Source organism: Streptomyces sp. NPDC104096 (assembly GCF_055584385.1).
Genome location: NZ_JBVJMD010000002.1, coordinates 57,777 through 76,346, shown reverse-complemented (window position 1 = coordinate 76,346; position 18,570 = coordinate 57,777). Strand labels below are relative to the sequence as shown.

The window sequence follows — 18,570 nt, the reverse complement described above, 5'->3', positions numbered from 1 at the left end:
CGGGAGAACCCGGTCCCGTCAGCAGCGCAGAACCACCGAGCGTGCGGCGGCGCGCGGGGCGTACGCGCGGTACGGCGTCGTGAGTCGGCCGCGGCCCGCTCCGGCCGCCGGGTCCGGCAGGGGCGCGGGACGCAGGGCCTCGGCGGGGCGCACGGTGGCCCGGCCGGGCGGTCGCGGAGCGGTGTCGAGGGCGTCGTACTCGACCGTCTCGCCGGACCCGCAGGCGGCCACCGCCGGTGCCGTGTGGAGCGCCGCGTGGGCGCCCTGCACCGGCAGGGCCAGCAGCAGGAGGAGCAGCAGGACGAGCACCCGCGGCCGGACCCGGCCGGACGGGTGAAGGTGGGGTGCGCCGCTGCTCACGAAGGTTCATCTCCCCGGGTGGCGTACGGCGTCCATCGCGCCGGACGTGAGATCCGCCCGCTCGGCCCAGCGTCGTGTGGCGGGAGCGGGTCAGATGGTGAGTGGGGTCCGGTGGGCCAGGCCGCGCATCCGGAGCGAGGTGACGATCTCGACGATGCCGACCACGATCAGCCAGATCCCGCCCAGCAGCGTGAGGATGGCGACGGACTCCAGCGGTGCGTCGATCAGGACGATCCCGGCGACGAAGGTGACGATCCCGAGGAAGATCTGCCAGCCGCGCGCGGGCATGGCGGAGTCCTGTACGGCGGCCAGCGTCTGGGTGATGCCGCGGATCAGCCAGCCGATGCCGATCCACAGGGCGAGCAGCAGGGTCGACTGCATGACGCCGCGGAAGCAGAACAGGCCCAGCACGATCGACAGGGCGCCGCTGATGAAGGCCAGCACGCGCAGCGAGGTCCGGCGGTGGGTGCCGAACGCGGAGATCAGCTGGAGCACACCGCTGATCAGCAGATAGATGCCGAAGAGGAAACCGGCGATCTTCACCGAGGCGTGCGGCCAGATCAGGACCAGGACGCCCAGGACGAGGGAGGCGACACCGGTGAGCAGGACGACCTGCCAGGCGGCCTGGGAGAGGGCGTGCAGCAGTCCGTCGAACGGCGGCTCCGGCTCGTGGCCGTCACGCGGGTCGGACGCGCGCTCGGCGTGCACCTTGCGGTCGTCGAACTCCGGCCCCCAGGAGGGACCGGTCGGTGGCTCGGTCATGATCCATGCTCGGACCGGGATCCGGCGTACCGCCACCCGGGACGGTCCGGGTGGCTGACGGTCACCGGTCGGCCGTCCTCGCGGCCTTCGCCGTGGCCTCCATCTCCTGCTTGTGCGCCCGGTGCCGGCCGACGCCCGGGTCCCCGCGGACGTACGACGACAGCGCCCGGTCGCGCGTCCCCGCCGCGGCGCCGTGCGGTCGAGGTCCTCGGCGCGCGACGGCCCGAGGGCCGCCCACCCGTTCCCGCCCCTGCCTCGTGGCACTTCTTCGCGCCTCGCGTACGATTCCCCATCTGACCGAACGGTTAGGCAAGGCTAACCTAAAGCGCAAAGGGGCCAGGGGTGACCACCGAGATCTACCGGGACACATGGGGAATCCCGCACCTGCGCGCCGGCGACGCCCGTGAACTGGCCCGCGCCCAGGGCCGGGTCACCGCCCGCGACCGCGCCTGGCAGCTGGAGGTCGAGCGACACCGCGCCCGGGGCACCTCCGCGTCCTTCCTCGGCCCCGAGGCCCTGCCCTGGGACCTCTTCGCGCGCCGCGCCCGCCTGGAGGACACGGCCCAGCGCTGCTACGCCCTGCTCGAGGACACCGACCCCGAGACCGCCGAGTGGACACGGGCCTACGCCGACGGCGTCACCGAGGAACTGACGACGGCCGACGCCCCGGAGTTCGCCGGGGTGGACCTCGTCCCCGGCCGCTGGGAACCCTGGACCCCGCTCGCGGTCTGGCTCTCCACCCACATCCTGTTCGCCGGCTTCCCCGCCAAGCTGTGGCGGGAGGAGGCCGTACGCCACCTCGGCCCGGAGGCGGTCGGCCTGTTCGCCGCCGACGGCCCCGGCACCTCCGGCAGCAACGGCTGGCTGGTCGGCGGCGAGCGCACCACCACCGGACAGGCCGTCATCGCCGGAGACCCGCACCGCTTCATCGAGAACCCCGGCGTCTACCAGCAGGTCCGCCTCGCCTGCCCCGAGTTCGACGTGGTCGGCCTCGCCGTCCCCGGCGTCCCCGGCATCGCCCACTTCGGCCACACCGGCACGGTCGCCTGGGCCATCACCAACGCCATGGCCGACTACCAGGACCTCTACCGCGAACGGCTGCGCCGCACCGGCGCCGGCGTCGAGGCCCTCGGCCCGGACGGCCGCTGGCACCGCGCCACCCGCCACACCGAACTGATCCGCGTGGCCGGCGCGGAACCGGTCGAGGTCGAGGTGATCGAGACCGACCGCGGACCCGTCATCGCCGGCGGTCCCGAGGGCCTCGACGACGGCATCCCGCTCGCCCTCAGCCTGCGCTACCCGCCCCGCGTCACCGCCGACCTCGGCTTCGGCGCGCTCCTGCCGCTGCTGCGCGCCCGCCGGGTCGCCGACGTCGACCGCGCCCTCGACGCCTGGGCCGAACCCGTCAACGTCGTCCAGGCCGCCGACACCGAGGGCGGAGTGCTGCACCGGGTCGCGGGCCGGGTGCCGGTGCGGGCCGAGGCCAACCGGGTCCGGCTGGTCCCCGCCTGGGAGCCCGGCCACGAGTGGACCGGCTGGCACCCCGCCCCCCGCGCCGGCCTGACCGACGGCATCGCGGTGATGGCCAACCAGCGCGGCCTCGCGGCCCCCCTCGGGGTCGAGTTCGCGCCCCCGCACCGGGCCGACCGCATCCGGACCCTGCTCGACCGGCACCGCACCCTGTCCGCGGCCGACATGCCCGCCGTCCACACCGACACCCATCTCGCCTCCGCCGGGCCCCTGTTGGAGGCGGTGGCGGCCCTCGACGGGCTCACCCCGCGGGCCGCCGACCTGCGCGACCGCCTCCTGGGCTGGAACCGCCGGATGGACGCCGACAGCACGGACGCGGCCCGGTACGCGGCCCTGCGCGGCGCGGTCGTCCGCCGGATCGCCGCCCACCCCGCGCTCGCGGCCCTGACCGGTTCGCCCGCCTACCCCGAGGTGCTGCTCCCCTGGCTCGCCCTCACCCCCCGCGTCGGCTTCGCCCTGGAACACCTGCTGCGGGCCGAGAAGCTGTACGGCATCGACCGCCCCGCCGTCGTGCGCGCCGCCCTGGAGGAGACGGCCGTCGAACAGACGGGATCCGCCGGACAGTCGACTCCCGCCCCGGCCGACCCGGTCTGGGGCGACACCCATCGCCTCGCGCCCTGGCAGGCGCTGCCCGACCCGTCGTACACCGGGCCCGCGCTCTCCGGCGACCACGACTGCGTGCTGTGCACCTCCAGCGTGCCCGGCCTCACCGACCTGAGCGCTCGCGGCCCGGCCGCCCGCTACGTGTGGGACCTGGCCCGCCGCGAGGACAGCCGCTGGGTGGTGCCGTTCGGCGCCGACGGCGTCCCCGGCAGCCCGCACCACCGTGACCAGCTCCCGCGGTGGCTCGCGGGAGACCTCGTCCCGGTCGTCACCGACTGGGACCGGCTGGAGAAGGAGACCGATGTCTGACCCGTACGCCGCCCCCGCCCGCGAGGCCGTCCACGAGGAGGTGACCGACGGCTTCGGCACCGTCCGCATCCTCCCGCTGGACGCGGCCGCCGACGCCGAGGTCGTCCATCGCTGGGTGAGCCAGGAGCGGGCCGTCTTCTGGGGCATGAACGGCCTGACCCGGGACCAGGTGGCGGAGGTCTACGCCCACCTGGACACCCTCGACACCCATCACGCCTTCCTCGCCGTCCTGGACGGCGAACCGGCGGCTCTGTTCCAGACCTACGAGCCCGAGGCCGACCGGGTCTCCGAGTGCTACGAGGTCCGGCCCGGCGACATCGGCGTACACGTGCTGCTCGCGCCCGCCGGGGACGGCGGAGCGCGCCCCGGCTGGTCGTCCGCCCTGATGGGCGCCTTCGTCTCGTACACGCTGCTGGGCCTGGACCGGCGCCGGATCGTGGTCGACCCCGACGTGCGCAACGAGCGGGCGATCAGCCGCTTCCTGCGCCAGGGCTTCGAGGCGGGCCCGGCCGTCGTCCTGCCGGAGATCGACGTCCCGGACGTGTACCTGCCCGAGAAGAACGCCCGACTGGCCTTCCTGCGCCGGGAGGTGGCCTTCCCCGGATGACCCCGGGCCCGCCCCGGGACGACGGAACTTCGCGGGGGCCGTGCGGGGCTCGCGGCGGCCGCGCGGGCCCTCGTGGCGGCCGTGCGGGGGGCCGTGCCCGCCCGCACGCGCCCGGTGTGCACGATGGTGCCCGTGCCCGCCCGTCGGCCGGTGGTGAGCACGGCGCCGCTCCCGCCCGTACCTATCCAGGAGCACACGAGTGCGAAGGCGGAGCGTGACGTGGGCGAAGGGCGCGATGGCGGACGACGGTACGGCGCACGGCGCGGAGACCGGCGACTTCAGGGGCTGGTGCTGCTGGGCACCGTGCTGGTCCTGCTCCTCTTCGGCGGCGCGGGGCCGGCCTCGGCCCACGCCGCCCTCCGTGCCACCGACCCCGCCGACGGAGCCGTCCTCGGCTCCGCCCCCCGCGCCCTCACCCTGACCTTCACGGAGTCCGTCGGCCTGCTCGACGACTCCTTCCGCGTCTTCGACCCCGACAACCGCCGGGTGCGCACGGGCGAGCCGCAGCACGCGGCGGACCGCTCGGACACGGCCCGGGTCACCCTGCCCGCGAAGCTGGGCCGGGGCACCTTCACCGTGGCCTGGCGGGTGGTCTCGGCGGACAGCCACCCGGTCTCCGGCGCGTTCACCTTCTCGGTCGGCGCACCCACCCCGACCACCGCCGCGGTGAACGCCGGCCCCACCGAGGACCCGGTCACCGCCCGCCTCTACGACACGGCCCGCTACGTCGCCTATCTCGCCGCGGCCCTGCTCATCGGCGCGGCCGCGTTCGTCCTGCTGTGCCGTCCGACCGACACCGCCCCGCTGCGCACCCCGCTCGAGGCGGGCTGGTGGGCCCTCCTGGCGTCCACCGTCGTCCTGCTGGTCCTGCGTGCTCCGTACGAGGCGGGCACGGGCCCGGCCGGAGCCCTCGACCCGTCCGCCCTGGTCCACACCCTGAACACCCGGCCGGGCCTGGCGCTGACGGCCCGTCTCGCCCTGCTGGGCCCGACGGCCGCGCTCCTGATACGTGCCCGCAGGCGCCCCCTCGCGCCCGTGCCGATCGCGCCTGCCGTCGCCGTCGCGGTCGGACTGGCCCTGACCTGGGCGGCCGCCGAGCACGCCTCGGCCGGCCTCCAGGTCCCGCTGGCCATCACGTCCTCGGTCCTGCACCTGCTGGCGATGGCGGTCTGGCTGGGCGGTCTGGCGGCGCTGCTGATCCTGCTCCACCGCGCCACGCCCCCGGCCGCTGCGGTCGCCCGCTTCTCCCGGGTCGCGTTCACCGCCGTCACCGTGCTGGTGGTGACCGGTCTCTACCAGTCCTGGCGCGGTCTCGGTTCCTGGGCCGCGCTCACCGGGACGGAGTACGGCCACCTCCTGCTGGCCAAACTGGCCGGGGTGACGCTGCTGCTGACGGCGGCGTCCTTCTCCCGCAACTGGACGGCACGGCCCGCGTCGGCCAAGGCCCCCACCGAGGTACGGGTGCCGACGACGGCGGGCGGACCACCGCTCCCGGCCCGGGAACCCGAGCCGGAGCCGGCTACCGGGACTGCTGAGGGAACGGAAGCGGAGACCGTCCCGGCACCCGAGGCGGAGACGGTGGCGGGACCCGAGGCGGAGACGGTGGCGGGGGCGGAGCCGGCGGCCGCCGTCGACACCGTGCGCGGCCTGCGCCGTTCCGTCCTGGCCGAGGTCGCCGTCGCGACGGTGGTGCTGATGGCCACGACGGCCTTGACGGGCACCACGCCCGGCCGGGCCGAGACCGAGGCGGCAGACGCGCGGGCGGGCGTGTCGGCCACCGGGATCGCCACCGCGTCCGTGACCCTGGTCCCGTTCAACGTCGGCACCCCCGCGGTCCACGGCACGGTGCAGGTCACGCTCGACCCCGGCCGGGTGGGCGACAACTCGGTCGAGGCCGTTGTCTTCGGCCCCGACGGCGGCCTGTCCTCGGTGCCCGAACTGCGCCTGACCTTCACCCTCGACGGCGAGAAGATCGGCCCGCTCGACACCAAGGTGACCGACAGGGGCGGCTATTGGGCGGCCGACGCCTTCAACCTTCCGCTGCCCGGAACCTGGACGATGAAGGCGACGGTCCGGGTCTCGGACGTGGACCAGGTGAGCGAGACCCGCCCGGTACGGATCGAGCGCTAGCGACCCGGCCCCACCCGGGAACGCCCGTTCGCACGGGGTGGCCGGAACCGCTCGAAATTGTTACCCACTTTCGGGTGATGGGGGTGGTTCCGCCCCATTCGCCATCCTGGGGGCGGGGGGGCACAGCCCAGTCGCCGCAAGGGTTGGCGCGGCGGTGAAGCGTCAACATCCGCATACCGCGCATAGATGGACATTGCATCCGAGAGTAACGGCAATGTGATCACTTGGTCACACCGTGCGCGTATCGCCTTCACGTCGACGCCGGGCGGCCAGAGTGTGAATGCGCGGCCAGCCGGTCGTCGCAAGCACACCGCACCACGCCCGACCGGGCATGTCGCCACGGCCGGGAAGGTGCCTGCACCATGCAAGGGGACCCCGTGTCCGTTTTCGTTAGCCCCCGTCGTCTGGCCGCCGCGACGCTCGCGGCCGGCGCCCTCGTCGGAGCGGTGGCCCTGCCGGCGTCCGCCACCGACCACGTCCGCGCGGACCGGTCGCGGGTCGAGATCAGCGACGTGCACCGCGACGCCCTGAACCGCCACGACCGCTTCTACGGCTCGAACTTCTCGCTCAACAGGGAGTGGGTGCAGCTCAGCAACTACAGCGGCCGCAGCGTCGACCTCAACGGCTGGACCCTCCGGGACGAGGACGGTCACAGGTACACCTTCCGGCACGTCCGTCTGTACGCCCGGTCCACGGTCCGTGTCCACACGGGCATCGGCCGTGACACGCGCACCGACCTCTACCAGGACCGCCGCGGCTACGTGCTGGACGACCGGTCCGACACGATCACCCTGCGCAACGACCGCAACCGCTTCGTGGACTCCTACTCGTGGCGCGACCGTGACGACCGGAACTGGAACGGGCGGCACGACCGGCACGACCGGAACTGGAACGGCCGTGACGACCGCCACGACCGGAACTGGAACGACCGCCACGACCGGCACGACCGGAACTGGAACGGCCGCGACGACCGCCACGACCGCAACACGCACGACCGCGGCGACCGTAACGGCCTGCCCCGCAACCACCCGGGCCAGCTCCCCGGTCAGCACTCGGGCCAGGGCAACCACGGGAACCAGGGCAACCAGGGGAACCAGGGGAACCACGGGAACCAGGGGAACCAGGGGAACCAGGGCAACCAGGGCAACCAGGGCAACCAGGGCAACCAGGGCAACCAGGGGAACCAGGGGAACCAGGGCAACCAGGGCAACCAGGGCAACCACGGGAACGGAAACCAGGGGAACGGAAACCAGGGGAACGGGAACCAGGGGAACGGGAACCAGGGCAACCACGGGAACCAGGGGAACCACGGCAACCACGGCTGACCGACCGCGGACGTGACCTCTGAGGGCCCCGTCGGCAGCTAGGAAAAAATTCCCGGACAACGTAGAAGGGCCCCACCGCAAGCGGTGGGGCCCTTCTACAACGTGCCCGGTGAGGCACTGGCGGAGGATACGAGATTCGAACTCGTGAGGGGTTGCCCCCAACACGCTTTCCAAGCGTGCGCCCTAGGCCTCTAGGCGAATCCTCCGGTGGGAACATTACATGACCGAGAGGAGTGCTCGCGAACTCGATCCGGACCCCCGTCATCAGGTACTGTTTGCGCAGCCCCTCACGTGGCGCTATCTGACTGAACTCCCCCAGGGCCGGAAGGCAGCAAGGGTAGGTCGGCTCTGGCGGGTGCGTGGGGGGCGCTTGCGTTTGCGGGCGGGGCCGGTTGTCAGCGGGCGCCTATAACCTCGTAGATGTGTCGTCTCTCGCGCTGTACCGCCGCTATCGCCCGGAGTCTTTCGCCGAGGTCATCGGGCAGGAGCATGTCACCGACCCGTTGCAGCAGGCGCTGCGGAACAACCGGGTCAATCACGCGTACCTGTTCAGCGGGCCCCGCGGCTGCGGCAAGACGACCAGCGCGCGCATTCTCGCCCGGTGCCTGAACTGTGAGCAGGGACCCACGCCGACCCCGTGCGGGGAGTGCGACTCCTGCCGCGACCTGGCGCGCAACGGCCCCGGATCCATCGACGTCATCGAGATCGACGCCGCTTCGCACGGTGGTGTGGACGACGCCCGCGACCTGCGGGAGAAGGCCTTCTTCGGGCCCGCCCGCAGCCGGTACAAGATCTACATCATCGACGAGGCCCACATGGTCACGCCGGCCGGCTTCAACGCGCTGCTGAAGGTCGTCGAGGAACCTCCGGAGCATCTGAAGTTCATCTTCGCGACCACCGAGCCCGAGAAGGTCATCGGGACGATCCGGTCGCGGACCCATCACTACCCCTTCCGGCTCGTGCCGCCCGGGACCCTTCGGGAGTACCTCGGCGAGGTGTGCCAGAAGGAGGCCATCCCCGTGGAGGACGGCGTTCTGCCGCTCGTCGTGCGGTCCGGCGCCGGATCCGTGCGTGACTCCATGTCCGTCATGGACCAGCTGCTGGCCGGTGCCGCGGCGGACGGTGTGACGTACGCCATGGCCACCTCCCTGCTCGGCTACACCGACAGCTCGCTGCTCGACTCCGTCGTCGAGGCCTTCGCCACCGGTGACGGCGCCGCCGCTTTCGAGGTCGTCGACCGCATCATCGAGGGCGGCAACGACCCGCGGCGGTTCGTCGCCGACCTGCTGGAGCGGCTGCGGGACCTGGTGATCCTGGCGGCCCTGCCGGACGCGGCCGAGAAGGGGCTGATCGACGCCCCCGTCGACGTCGTCGAGCGGATGCAGGCCCAGGCCGGGATCTTCGGCGCCGCCGAGCTCAGCCGGGCCGCCGACCTCGTCAACGAGGGCCTGACGGAGATGCGCGGCGCCAACTCGCCCCGCCTCCAGCTCGAACTCATCTGCGCCCGGGTGCTGCTGCCCGCCGCGTACGGCGACGAGCGCTCCGTGATGGCCCGCCTGGACCGCATCGAGCGGGGCGTGAACTTCTCCGCGGGCGGCGGCGCGCCCGCGGTGGCGTACGTCCCCGGGCCCGAGGCGCACGGGGCGATGGCGACGGGTGGTGCTCCGGTCCGGCAGCAGCCCGCCGACGCCGCGCCGATCCCGCCCGGCGGCGGGGCCGCGGCGGCCCGTGCCGCGGTGCGAGGTCCCGGAGCCCCGGGCGTCCCGGCGCCGGGCGCGGGGCACCCCCAGGCCGTCCCGCAGGCACCGGCCGCCCCGCAGCCGCCGGTCGCCCAGCCCCCGGCGCCCGTCGCGGCACAGGACGCCCCGGCCGCCGCTCCCGCCGAGGTGAGCGCGCCCGCGCCGGGCGCCTGGCCCACCGCGGCTCCCGCCGGCGGCCGCCGACCGGGCGGCTGGCCCACCGCGGCCCCCGCCGGCGGCGGTGCCCGTCCGCCGGCCACGCCCGCTCCCGCGCCTGCCGCCCCCGCCCCCGCCCCCGCGGCGGCGGCCCCCGGCGCGGCCGCCTACGCGCCCCCCGCCGGTGGCCTCGACCCGCGCATGCTCTGGCCGAACATCCTGGAGGCGGTCAAGAACCGCCGCCGGTTCACCTGGATCCTGCTCAGCCAGAACGCCCACGTGTCCGGCTTCGACGGCACCACGCTCCAGGTCGGCTTCGTCAACGCCGGGGCCCGTGACAACTTCACGAGCAGCGGCAGCGAGGACGTGCTGCGGCAGGCGCTGCTCGAACAGTTCGGCGTGCAGTGGAAGGTCGACGCGGTCGTCGATCCGTCGGGCGGCGGCTCGGCTGCCTCCGCGGCGGGCGCCCCGTCCGGCTACGGCGGCGGGTACGGCCCGGGCGCTGGTGGCGGTGGGTTCGGCGGTGCCGGTGGGTACGGCGGCGCGGCCGCCCCCGCCGCGCAGCGCCCGGCGTCCCCGCAGCCCGCCCCGGCCCCCGCCGGCCCGGCGGCCCACTCCCCGTCGGCCCCCCTGGCGCAGGCCCCGGTGTCCCGGCCCGCCGCCCCCGAGCCGCCGCCCCCGGTGGCCCCCGAGGACGACATCCCCGAGGACGACGACCCCGACCTCGACGAGTCGGCCCTCTCCGGGCACGAACTGATCGTGCGGGAACTCGGAGCGACGGTCATGGAGGAGATCACCAACGAGTAGGACCAGGTCAGGGCCGTGACGGGCGGAGGATCGAGGGCCCCGGTTCGGAGGAAGCCACAAGCGCCGCGCGCCCTCCGCCTCGGAAGCCCGCACAAAGTGCCCGCTCCCGCGCCGGTTAGGCTGACCCCGTGAAGGTCCTTGTCATCGGCAGCGGCGCCCGCGAACACGCCCTGTGCCGCTCCCTGTCCCTCGACCCCGACGTCACCGCGCTGTACTGCGCCCCCGGCAACGCCGGCATCGCCGAGGTCGCCGAGCTGCACCAGGTCGACGCCCTGGACGGCGCGGCCGTGACCGCGCTGGCCGACGAACTCGGCGCCGAACTGGTGGTGGTGGGCCCGGAGGCCCCGCTGGTGGCCGGCGTCGCGGACGCCGTCCGCGCGGCCGGCATCCCGGTCTTCGGCCCGTCCGGGGAGGCCGCGCAGCTGGAGGGCTCGAAGGCCTTCGCCAAGGACGTGATGGCCTGCGCCGGCGTCCCCACCGCGCGGTCCTACGTCTGCACGACCGCCGACGAGGTCGCCGAGGCCCTCGACGCCTTCGGCGCCCCCTACGTGGTCAAGGACGACGGCCTCGCCGCGGGCAAGGGCGTCGTGGTGACCTCCGACCTGGAGACGGCCAAGGCGCACGCGGCCGCCTGCGACCGGGTGGTCATCGAGGAGTTCCTCGACGGCCCCGAGGTGTCCCTCTTCGCGATCACCGACGGCGAGACGGTCGTCCCGCTCCAGCCCGCCCAGGACTTCAAGCGCGCGCTGGACGGCGACGAGGGCCCGAACACCGGCGGCATGGGCGCGTACTCCCCGCTGCCGTGGGCCGACCCGAAGCTGGTGGAGGAGGTGCTGGAGACCGTCCTCAGGCCCACCGTCGACGAGATGCGCCGCCGCGGCACGCCGTTCTCCGGCCTGCTCTACGCCGGACTCGCGATCACCGGCCGGGGCGTCCGGGTCATCGAGTTCAACGCCCGGTTCGGCGACCCCGAGACCCAGGTGGTGCTGGCCCGGCTGCGGACCCCGCTGGCCGGTGTCCTGCTGGCCTCCGCGAACGGCACCCTCGACGACCTCGCCCCGCTGCGCTGGAGCGACGACGCCGCGGTCACCGTGGTCGTCGCCTCGCACAACTACCCCGACACCCCGCGCACCGGCGACCCGATCACGGGTCTCGACGAGGTGGCGGCCCAGGACGCGCCGCACGCGTACGTCCTGCACGCGGGCACCAGGCACGACGGCGACGCCGTGGTCAGCGCGGGCGGCCGGGTGCTCTCGGTGACCGCGACCGGCACCGACCTCTCCGAGGCCCGCGACCGCGCCTATCAGGCGGTCTCGCGCATCGGACTCGACGGTTCCCAGCACCGTACGGACATCGCGGCGAAGGCGGCCCAGGGCGCCTGAGCATCCCGCTGACCTCGTGTTCCGCAGAGATCGGGCCCCGGAGAGATCCGAGGCCCGATCTCTGCTTTCCGTTGCTCACCTCTGACCAAAGCCATTCCATCGAGTGACCGATGCCCTATCCGGCTGACGGGGGCCGGAGCCCCAACTATGGTGCGGCGCAAGCGTTCCGGCACTTGGCCCACCGGCATTGCGATGTCGGCGGCGGGTGCCACAGTGGGGGAGTGAGCTTCGCCAGGACAGCCGGGACCACCGGGACAGCCAGGTCGGCAGGGAGGGGGTGAGTTCGGACGTGACCGGGATCGGTGTGGAGGTGGGCGCGCAGGCCGCGCGGACCAGGGCCCTTGCCGTGCTGCGCGTCAGGAGCCGGGCGCTGGCGATCGCCCTGCTGCCCGCGGCCGTGGCGGTGGTGCTGCTGGCCGGCGGGTCCACCGGGCATTTGGTGGGGCGGGGCTGGGACCTCGCCCGCTGGATCGTGACGGTGGTCACGGTGCTCGTGCTGCTCGCCGCCGCCGGGATCGGCCTGGTGGTGGCCAGAGCCCGCCCCGCCGTGAGCCCGACGGTCCCGATCGCCGAGGAGTCCGCCCCCGACCTGTACCGGCTGGTGCGCGACCTCGCCGACCGTCTGGACGTCCCCGCGCCCTCGGCCATAGCGCTCACCCCGGACTGCGACAGCTGGCTGGAGGACCGCGCCCACGCGGCGCACGACCCCTCCCCGCCGGACGGCCACGGCCACGACGAGATGACCGGCCTGGGCCGGCCGCCGCGCCGCGTCGCCGCCACCGTGCTCGTCATCGGCTCCCCGTTCCTGTGGTGGATGCGGGTGGGCGAACTGCGGGCCGTCCTCGCCCCGGTCGTCGCCGGTACGGGACCGTCTGCGCACCCGGACATAGCCGCCGCCCGCCGTTTCGTACGCGGCCTGGACGCGGCGGTGGCCGTCGCCTCCACGCCGGGCCGGGCTCTGCCCCTGCGGGCGGTGTGCGCGGTCCTCGGCTGGGTGGCCAGAGCGCTGCTGCGCGGCTGCCGGGAGCATGCGACGTTGATGGAGCGGGGTGTGGCGTCGGCCGCGGCCGAACGCGCACAGGCTGTGGACTACGGGCTCAGGATCGTCGCCCAGGAGCAGGTGGGTCTGGCCTACGCGGGCTGGGACCGGCTGCTGACCCGGGTCGCGCTGCCCGCCTGGCGGATGGGCCGCTGGCCCTCCCGGCTGGACGCGGGGGTGGTGGCCGCCCTCACCGAACTGTCCCGCCGGGACCGGCTGGCCGAGGGCTTCACCTCCAGGCTGGGCGAGCGCCCCGCCTGCGACCTGCTCGAGGAGCCCGGCCTGGTGGACGAGGCCGCCTCGCTGCTGGCCGCCCGGCTCTTCCACGGCGGTCCCGCCGAGCCCGGTCCGGACTGGGCCCCGGTGGACTGGCAGGAGTATCCGGACGAGGTCGTCGACCGCAAGTGGCGGGCGGACGCCGCCCGGCTGCACCGGGTCCTGGACACGCTGGGCGTGCGCCGTGTCACCGACCGCACCGCGTCCCATCCCGGCGGGCCCACCCTGGCCCGTGTGCTCGACCATCTGACGGCCCCGGACCGGGAGGGTGCGGCGGACCTGCCGAAACCCCTGCCCCAGCCCTACGCGGCGATGGCCGCCGACGCCGACGAGGACGCGCTGGAGGGCGGTACCGAGCGCAGCATGGCGCTGGCCTGCGGGCTGACCGCGGAGCTGGCCCGCGAGGAGGCCGCGGCCCCGGCGGTCCGCAGGCCGGCCGCAGGCGCGGCCCAGGGCCCCGACGCGGCCTTCTGGGACGGCGACGCCCTCCCGCTCTTCCCCCTCCAGCCTCCCCGCACCTCCCGGGAGCTCCTCGCCGACCATGTCACCGCGATGGTCTGCTGCGCCGCGATGGACACCGCGGGCGCCGCCCCCGGTCTCGACTGGCTGGACGGTCCGTCCCTGCTGATCGACGGCATCCGTACGACCGACCTGACCCCGAAGGTCCTGAGCCTCATAGAGGACGGGGACCCGGTACCGCTGCGGACCTGGCTGATCGAGTGCGGGATAAGGCCGGAGAAGCCGGTACGGCTCGTCTGACGGACCGCGGGACGGCAAGATCCCTGCCGGAGCACCCGATTCCACTTTCGGCCAATTCGCAACGAATAGTGACAGCATCGGTGCGTAATGTGATGTGCTGGGACTGAACGCGCTCTTGGCATGCGCGCCCGACATACGACAGGCGACACAGTCGTACGGCTGTGCACTCGTGCAGCCGTACGCGACCGCGGTCGGACCGCGCACCCGCCGCGTGTCCGGCCGGGCCCCCCACCGCGCCGGCCACCGCACGACGCACAGCGCACAGCACGACGTACATCGCAGCGAGGGAGGGGAGCGAGCATGGGGTCGGAGCAGATCCGTCGCTGGGAGTCGGGAGCACTGGCGCACGCGGTGACGGACCCCTTCGGTCAGGGCCCGGTCCCCTGGCTGCGCGGCAGCGAGACGTACTTCGACGACACCGGCCAGGTCGTCCCCTGGTACGTGGACCCCGCTCCCGGCCACACCGGCCGGCGGGGCACCCCCAGGGTCCCCGCCCCCCGTCCCGCCCCGGTCGGCGGCCCGCGCGCCGCCGACGACGTGCGTCGCCAGATCAAGGGCTTCATCTCCACCGGCGCGGTCGCCCCCGGCGAGGCCGTCGACTTCCATGTCACGGTCGACCCGCCGCAGGAGTTCGCGGTCGACATCTACCGCATCGGCCACTACGGCGGCGACGGCGCCGCCAAGATCACGACCAGTCCCCGGCTGTCCGGCATCGTCCAGCCGCCCCCGCTCACGGCCGACCGGACGGTCTCCTGCCACCACTGGTGGCTGTCCTGGCGGCTCCAGATCCCGCCCCACTGGAGCACGGGCGCGTACGTGGCCGTCCTCACCACCGCCGACGGCTACCGCTCGCACATCCCGTTCACGGTCCGCGACGACCACCCCAGGGACCTGCTCCTGGTCCTGCCCGACATCACCTGGCAGGCGTACAACCTCTATCCGGAGGACGGCCGCACCGGCGCCAGCCTCTACCACGCCTGGGACGAGCAGGGCCGGCTGCTCGGCGAGGCCGACGCCGCCACGACCGTCTCCTTCGACCGCCCGTACGCCGGCGCCGGTCTGCCGCTGCACGTCGGCCACGCCTACGACTTCATCCGCTGGGCCGAGCGCTACGGCTACGACCTCGCCTATGCCGACGCCCGCGACCTGCACGCCGGCCGGGTCGACCCCACCCGCTACCGGGGCCTGGTCTTCCCCGGCCACGACGAGTACTGGTCCTCGGCCATGCGCCGCAATGCCGAGCTCGCCCGGGAACAGGGCACCTCCCTCGTCTTCCTCTCCGCCAACTCCATGTACTGGCAGGTGGAGCTGGGCCCCTCCCCGTCCGCCGTCCCCGACCGACTGCTGACCTGCCGCAAGCGCAAGGGCCCCGGCAAGGCCGTGCTGTGGCGCGAGATCGACCGGCCCGAACAGCAGCTGGTCGGCATCCAGTACGCGGGCCGGGTCCCCGACCCCCACCCCCTGATCGTCCGCAACGCCGACCACTGGCTGTGGGACGCCACCGGCGCGCGCGAGGGCGACGAACTCGACGGCCTGGTCGCGGGCGAGGCCGACCGCTACTTCCCGCGCACCCCGCTCCCCGAGCACGACGAGCGCATCCTGCTCGCCCACTCCCCGTACACCGACCACGACGGCGTCCGGCGCCATCAGGAGACGTCCCTGTACCGTGCCCCGTCCGGCGCGCTGGTCTTCGCCTCGGGGACATTCGCCTGGTCACCGGCCCTGGACCGACCGGGCCACGTCGACACCCGGATCCAGCGGGCCACCGCGAACCTCCTGGACCGCATCTGCAAGCACGGCTGACCCGCTGTCCTGGCCCGTCCTGGCATACGGGACAATCGAGCCATTGGACAGAACCACGGGGAGGAACCGTGTCCGGATTCGTAGAAAAGCCCGAACCGATCGAGGTTCCGGGCCTGGTGCACCTGCACACCGGCAAGGTGCGCGATCTGTACCAGAACGAGGCGGGCGACCTCGTGATGGTCGCCAGCGACCGTATGTCCGCCTATGACTGGGTGCTGCCCACCGCGATCCCGGACAAGGGCCGCATCCTCACCCAGCTCTCCCTGTGGTGGTTCGACCAGCTCGCCGACCTGGCCCCCAACCACGTGCTGAGCACCGAGCTGCCCGCGGGCGCCCCCGCCGACTGGCGCGGCCGCACCCTGGTCTGCAAGTCCCTGCGGATGGTCCCGGTGGAGTGCGTGGCCCGCGGCTACCTCACCGGCTCGGGCCTCGCCGAGTACCAGGAGTCCCGCACGGTCTGCGGCCTCGCCCTGCCCGAGGGCCTGACCGACGGCTCCGAGCTGCCCGCCCCGATCTTCACCCCGGCCACCAAGGCGGCGGTCGGCGAGCACGACGAGAACGTGTCGTACGAGGAGGTCGCCCGTCAGGTCGGCGCCGAGACCGCCGCCCTGCTGCGCCAGGCGACCCTCGCGGTGTACGGACGCGCCCGCGACATCGCCCGGGACCGCGGGATCATCCTGGCGGACACGAAGTTCGAGTTCGGCTTCGAGGGCGAGACGCTGGTCCTCGCGGACGAGGTGCTCACCCCGGACTCCTCCCGCTTCTGGCCGGCCGACCAGTGGCAGCCGGGCCGCGCGCAGGCTTCGTACGACAAGCAGTTCGTGCGGGACTGGCTGACCTCCGCCGAGTCCGGCTGGGACCGCCGCGGCGAGCAGCCCCCGCCGCCGCTGCCGCAGCAGGTGGTGGACGCCACCCGCGCCAAGTACGTGGAGGCGTACGAGCGGCTGACGGGCGTCGGCTGGTGAACGGCGCCCGATGAACGAAGAAGCCCCCCGGCCGGAGCCGGGGGGCTTCTTTCTGGAGCGGACGACGAGGCTCGAACTCGCGACCTCAACCTTGGCAAGGTTGCGCTCTACCAACTGAGCTACGTCCGCACTGCGCCGTGGCGCGAGGCCAACTATACCCAACCTCGCTCCCGGGCGAGACGCACCGCCGCGTGCCGGTTTTCCGCCCCGAGTTTCGTCACGGCCGACGAGAGGTAGTTCCGCACCGTCCCCGGTGACAGCGCGGCCCGCTCGGCGATCTCCGAGACGGGTGCCCCGTCGGCGGCCAGTTCCAGGACCTCGGCCTCGCGCGCGGTGAGCGGCGAGTCCCCGGCGGAGATCGCGTCGGCGGCCAACTCCGGGTCCACATAACGGTTTCCGGCATGCACGGTGCGGATGATCTCGCCGAGCCGCTGGGCACTGACCGTCTTCGGGACGAACCCGCGCACGCCGGCCGAAAGGGCCCGTTTCAGATGGCCCGGCCGCCCGTGACCGGTGACGATCAGTACCTGGCAGCCCGGCAGTTCGGCCCGCAGGGATGTGGCGACCTTCACACCGTCGGCGCCGGGCATCTGAAGATCCAGGACGGCCACATCGGGTTGGTGGGCCCGCGCCATGGCGAGCGCCTCGGGCCCGGTCGCCGCCTCGGCGACCACGACGAGGTCGTCCTCCAGGGAGAGCAGCGCGGCCAGTGCCCCGCGGATCAGATGCTCGTCGTCGGCGAGCAACAGCCGTACCGGGGGCTTCATGACGTCACTCCGCTCACGTCCGCCAACGGTACTTCCGCCACCAGGCGGAACCCGTCCCCGCCCATGGCCCCCGCCGACAGCGTGCCGTCCACCACGGCCAGCCGCTCGCGCAGCCCCGCGATCCCGGAGCCTCCGCCCCCGTCGGCGGCGCCGGACGCCCTGTCGGGAGCGCCGGACGCCCCGTCGTTCTCCACCGTCAGCACCACACGTCCCTCCAGCATCCGCAGACTCACGGCACACCGCGCGGCGTCCCCGTGCCGCAGCACATTGGTGGTGGCCTCCCGCACCACCCAGCCGAGCGCGGACTGCACTTCACCCGGGAGCACGGCCGCCCGGTTCTCGCCGCTCATCTCGCAGTCGATTCCGGCAGCCTTCAACACCCCCTGCGCGCCCCTGAGTTCGATACCGAGATCGGCCTCCCGGTATCCGCGTACGACATCCCGCACCTCGCGCTGCGACTCCTGTGCGACGCGCTGCACCTCGGTCATCTGGTCCACGGCCTCCGGCCGCCCGCGCCGGGCGAGCTGTACGGCCAGCTCGCTCTTGAGCGCGATCACGGCCAGGTTCCGGCCCAGGACGTCGTGCAGATCGCGCCCGAAGCGCAGCCGCTCCTCGGCGACGGCCAGCCGGGCGCGGGTCTCCCGGGCCGCGTCGAGTTCGTAGACGGCGTCGAGCAGCCACACGGAGAACATGGAGGTGAAGGCGAGGAACGCGCCGCCGGCCAGGACCGCGATCGTGGCCGCCGACGCCGCGGGCCCGGGGACGCCCAGCAGGAGGGACAACGCGCCCGCCCCGGCCGCGAACCCCGCCACCAGGACGAACACCCGTCGCCGGGCGCGGACTCCGAGGGCGGCGGTGCCCGCGCCGAAGATCATCACGCCTCCGAAGACCGTGCCCGTGGCCGTGGCGACGCCGTCGCCCTTTGGGCCGTACTCCTGGATCACCAGCGTGGCGACGGCGAGCCCGTAGCTGACCGCGCCGAGTGCCCACCGCAGCCGCACGGGCTGATCGCGCCGGCCGCGGGTCCAGTCGAGCGCCCGCGAGGCGGTGACCGCGCAGAGTGCCGCGTGCCCGGTCACCATGGCCGTCAGCCAGCCCGCGAGGCCCGGTCCCACCTGCCCGAACACCGGCAGGGCGAGCGTCGCGACCTCGATCACCGCGAAGAAGTGGAACGACCAGCGGGTGTACGTCTCGACCTTGGCCGGCGTGCTCTTGCCCCGCCACCAGCCGCGCGCAGCGCTCATCGCCTTG

13 protein-coding genes, 2 tRNA genes and 1 other RNA gene are annotated in these 18,570 nt (G+C 73.9%); 10 read left to right on the top strand and 6 right to left on the bottom strand.

The window, feature by feature from the left end; all coding sequences use genetic code 11:
- Window positions 1–18: 18 nt before the first annotated feature.
- Both ACZ60B_RS02785 and ACZ60B_RS02780 read right to left on the bottom strand, forming a co-directional pair.
- The gene (locus tag ACZ60B_RS02785) at window positions 19–360 is read right to left on the bottom strand and encodes a hypothetical protein (protein WP_469383631.1); all 342 of its coding nucleotides are present in this window, start codon (window positions 358–360) and stop codon (window positions 19–21) included.
- A gap of 90 nt (window positions 361–450) precedes the next feature.
- On the bottom strand, window positions 451–1,122 hold the full coding sequence (locus ACZ60B_RS02780; RefSeq protein ID WP_469383630.1) for an HdeD family acid-resistance protein: 672 nt from the start codon (window positions 1,120–1,122) through the stop codon (window positions 451–453).
- A 342-nt stretch (window positions 1,123–1,464) separates the two neighbouring features.
- Here ACZ60B_RS02780 and ACZ60B_RS02775 point away from each other — a divergent pair, with 342 nt between their 5' ends.
- The 4 genes from ACZ60B_RS02775 to ACZ60B_RS02760 all read left to right on the top strand — a co-directional run bounded on the left by ACZ60B_RS02775 (window position 1,465) and on the right by ACZ60B_RS02760 (window position 7,626).
- On the top strand, window positions 1,465–3,564 hold the full coding sequence (locus ACZ60B_RS02775; RefSeq protein WP_469383628.1) for a penicillin acylase family protein: 2,100 nt from the start codon (window positions 1,465–1,467) through the stop codon (window positions 3,562–3,564).
- Window positions 3,557–4,171 carry a GNAT family N-acetyltransferase gene (locus ACZ60B_RS02770; protein WP_469383627.1) on the top strand — a complete coding sequence of 205 codons (615 nt, stop codon included), beginning with the start codon at window positions 3,557–3,559 and terminating at the stop codon, window positions 4,169–4,171. Before ACZ60B_RS02775 ends, ACZ60B_RS02770 begins: the two co-directional genes overlap by 8 nt.
- Before the next feature lie 288 nt (window positions 4,172–4,459).
- The gene (locus tag ACZ60B_RS02765) at window positions 4,460–6,301 is read left to right on the top strand and encodes a copper resistance CopC/CopD family protein (protein WP_469384073.1); all 1,842 of its coding nucleotides are present in this window, start codon (window positions 4,460–4,462) and stop codon (window positions 6,299–6,301) included.
- A 377-nt stretch (window positions 6,302–6,678) separates the two neighbouring features.
- Window positions 6,679–7,626, top strand: a complete 948-nt coding sequence (locus tag ACZ60B_RS02760; protein WP_469383626.1) for a lamin tail domain-containing protein — start codon at window positions 6,679–6,681, stop codon at window positions 7,624–7,626.
- Window positions 7,627–7,744: 118 nt separating this feature from the next.
- On the opposite strand, the gene ACZ60B_RS02755 is transcribed toward ACZ60B_RS02760, so the two are convergent.
- Window positions 7,745–7,832: transfer RNA gene (locus ACZ60B_RS02755), tRNA-Ser, on the bottom strand.
- A 72-nt stretch (window positions 7,833–7,904) separates the two neighbouring features.
- On the opposite strand from ACZ60B_RS02755, the gene ffs reads away from it, so the two are divergent.
- The 6 genes from ffs to ACZ60B_RS02725 all read left to right on the top strand — a co-directional run bounded on the left by ffs (window position 7,905) and on the right by ACZ60B_RS02725 (window position 16,552).
- An RNA gene (gene ffs / locus ACZ60B_RS02750) (signal recognition particle sRNA small type) lies at window positions 7,905–8,003 on the top strand.
- Between the two features lie 45 nt (window positions 8,004–8,048).
- A complete protein-coding gene (locus ACZ60B_RS02745) occupies window positions 8,049–10,328 on the top strand; it encodes a DNA polymerase III subunit gamma and tau (RefSeq protein WP_469383625.1) in 2,280 nt (759 codons plus the stop codon).
- 128 nt (window positions 10,329–10,456) lie between these two features.
- Window positions 10,457–11,710 (top strand): phosphoribosylamine--glycine ligase, encoded by a 1,254-nt coding sequence (gene purD, locus ACZ60B_RS02740; protein WP_469383624.1) that lies wholly within the window; start codon window positions 10,457–10,459, stop codon window positions 11,708–11,710.
- A 289-nt stretch (window positions 11,711–11,999) separates the two neighbouring features.
- Window positions 12,000–13,784 carry a M48 family metalloprotease gene (locus ACZ60B_RS02735; RefSeq protein WP_469384072.1) on the top strand — a complete coding sequence of 595 codons (1,785 nt, stop codon included), beginning with the start codon at window positions 12,000–12,002 and terminating at the stop codon, window positions 13,782–13,784.
- A gap of 300 nt (window positions 13,785–14,084) precedes the next feature.
- A complete protein-coding gene (locus ACZ60B_RS02730; protein ID WP_469383623.1) occupies window positions 14,085–15,587 on the top strand; it encodes a N,N-dimethylformamidase beta subunit family domain-containing protein in 1,503 nt (500 codons plus the stop codon).
- A 68-nt stretch (window positions 15,588–15,655) separates the two neighbouring features.
- Window positions 15,656–16,552 (top strand): phosphoribosylaminoimidazolesuccinocarboxamide synthase, encoded by an 897-nt coding sequence (locus ACZ60B_RS02725; protein WP_469383622.1) that lies wholly within the window; start codon window positions 15,656–15,658, stop codon window positions 16,550–16,552.
- 53 nt (window positions 16,553–16,605) lie between these two features.
- Here ACZ60B_RS02725 and ACZ60B_RS02720 read toward each other — a convergent pair.
- The 3 genes from ACZ60B_RS02720 to ACZ60B_RS02710 all read right to left on the bottom strand — a co-directional run bounded on the left by ACZ60B_RS02720 (window position 16,606) and on the right by ACZ60B_RS02710 (window position 18,563).
- A tRNA-Gly gene (locus ACZ60B_RS02720) sits at window positions 16,606–16,681 on the bottom strand.
- A gap of 23 nt (window positions 16,682–16,704) precedes the next feature.
- Entirely contained in the window at window positions 16,705–17,319 is a 615-nt protein-coding gene (locus ACZ60B_RS02715) for a response regulator (RefSeq protein ID WP_469383620.1), read from the bottom strand.
- Window positions 17,316–18,563 carry a sensor histidine kinase gene (locus tag ACZ60B_RS02710; RefSeq protein WP_469383619.1) on the bottom strand — a complete coding sequence of 416 codons (1,248 nt, stop codon included), beginning with the start codon at window positions 18,561–18,563 and terminating at the stop codon, window positions 17,316–17,318. The genes ACZ60B_RS02715 and ACZ60B_RS02710 overlap by 4 nt, the downstream gene beginning before the upstream one ends.
- Window positions 18,564–18,570: the final 7 nt, after the last annotated feature.

Excerpts from the sequence above, each read along its gene's own strand:
- ACZ60B_RS02780 (WP_469383630.1), bottom strand. The coding sequence starts at position 1,122 with ATGACCGAGCCACCGACCGGTCCCTCCTGGGGGCCGGAGTTCGACGAC.
- ACZ60B_RS02730 (WP_469383623.1), top strand. The coding sequence starts at position 14,085 with ATGGGGTCGGAGCAGATCCGTCGCTGGGAGTCGGGAGCACTGGCGCAC.
- ACZ60B_RS02715 (WP_469383620.1), bottom strand. The coding sequence starts at position 17,319 with ATGAAGCCCCCGGTACGGCTGTTGCTCGCCGACGACGAGCATCTGATC.
- ACZ60B_RS02710 (WP_469383619.1), bottom strand. The coding sequence starts at position 18,563 with ATGAGCGCTGCGCGCGGCTGGTGGCGGGGCAAGAGCACGCCGGCCAAG.
- ACZ60B_RS02770 (WP_469383627.1), top strand. The coding sequence starts at position 3,557 with ATGTCTGACCCGTACGCCGCCCCCGCCCGCGAGGCCGTCCACGAGGAG.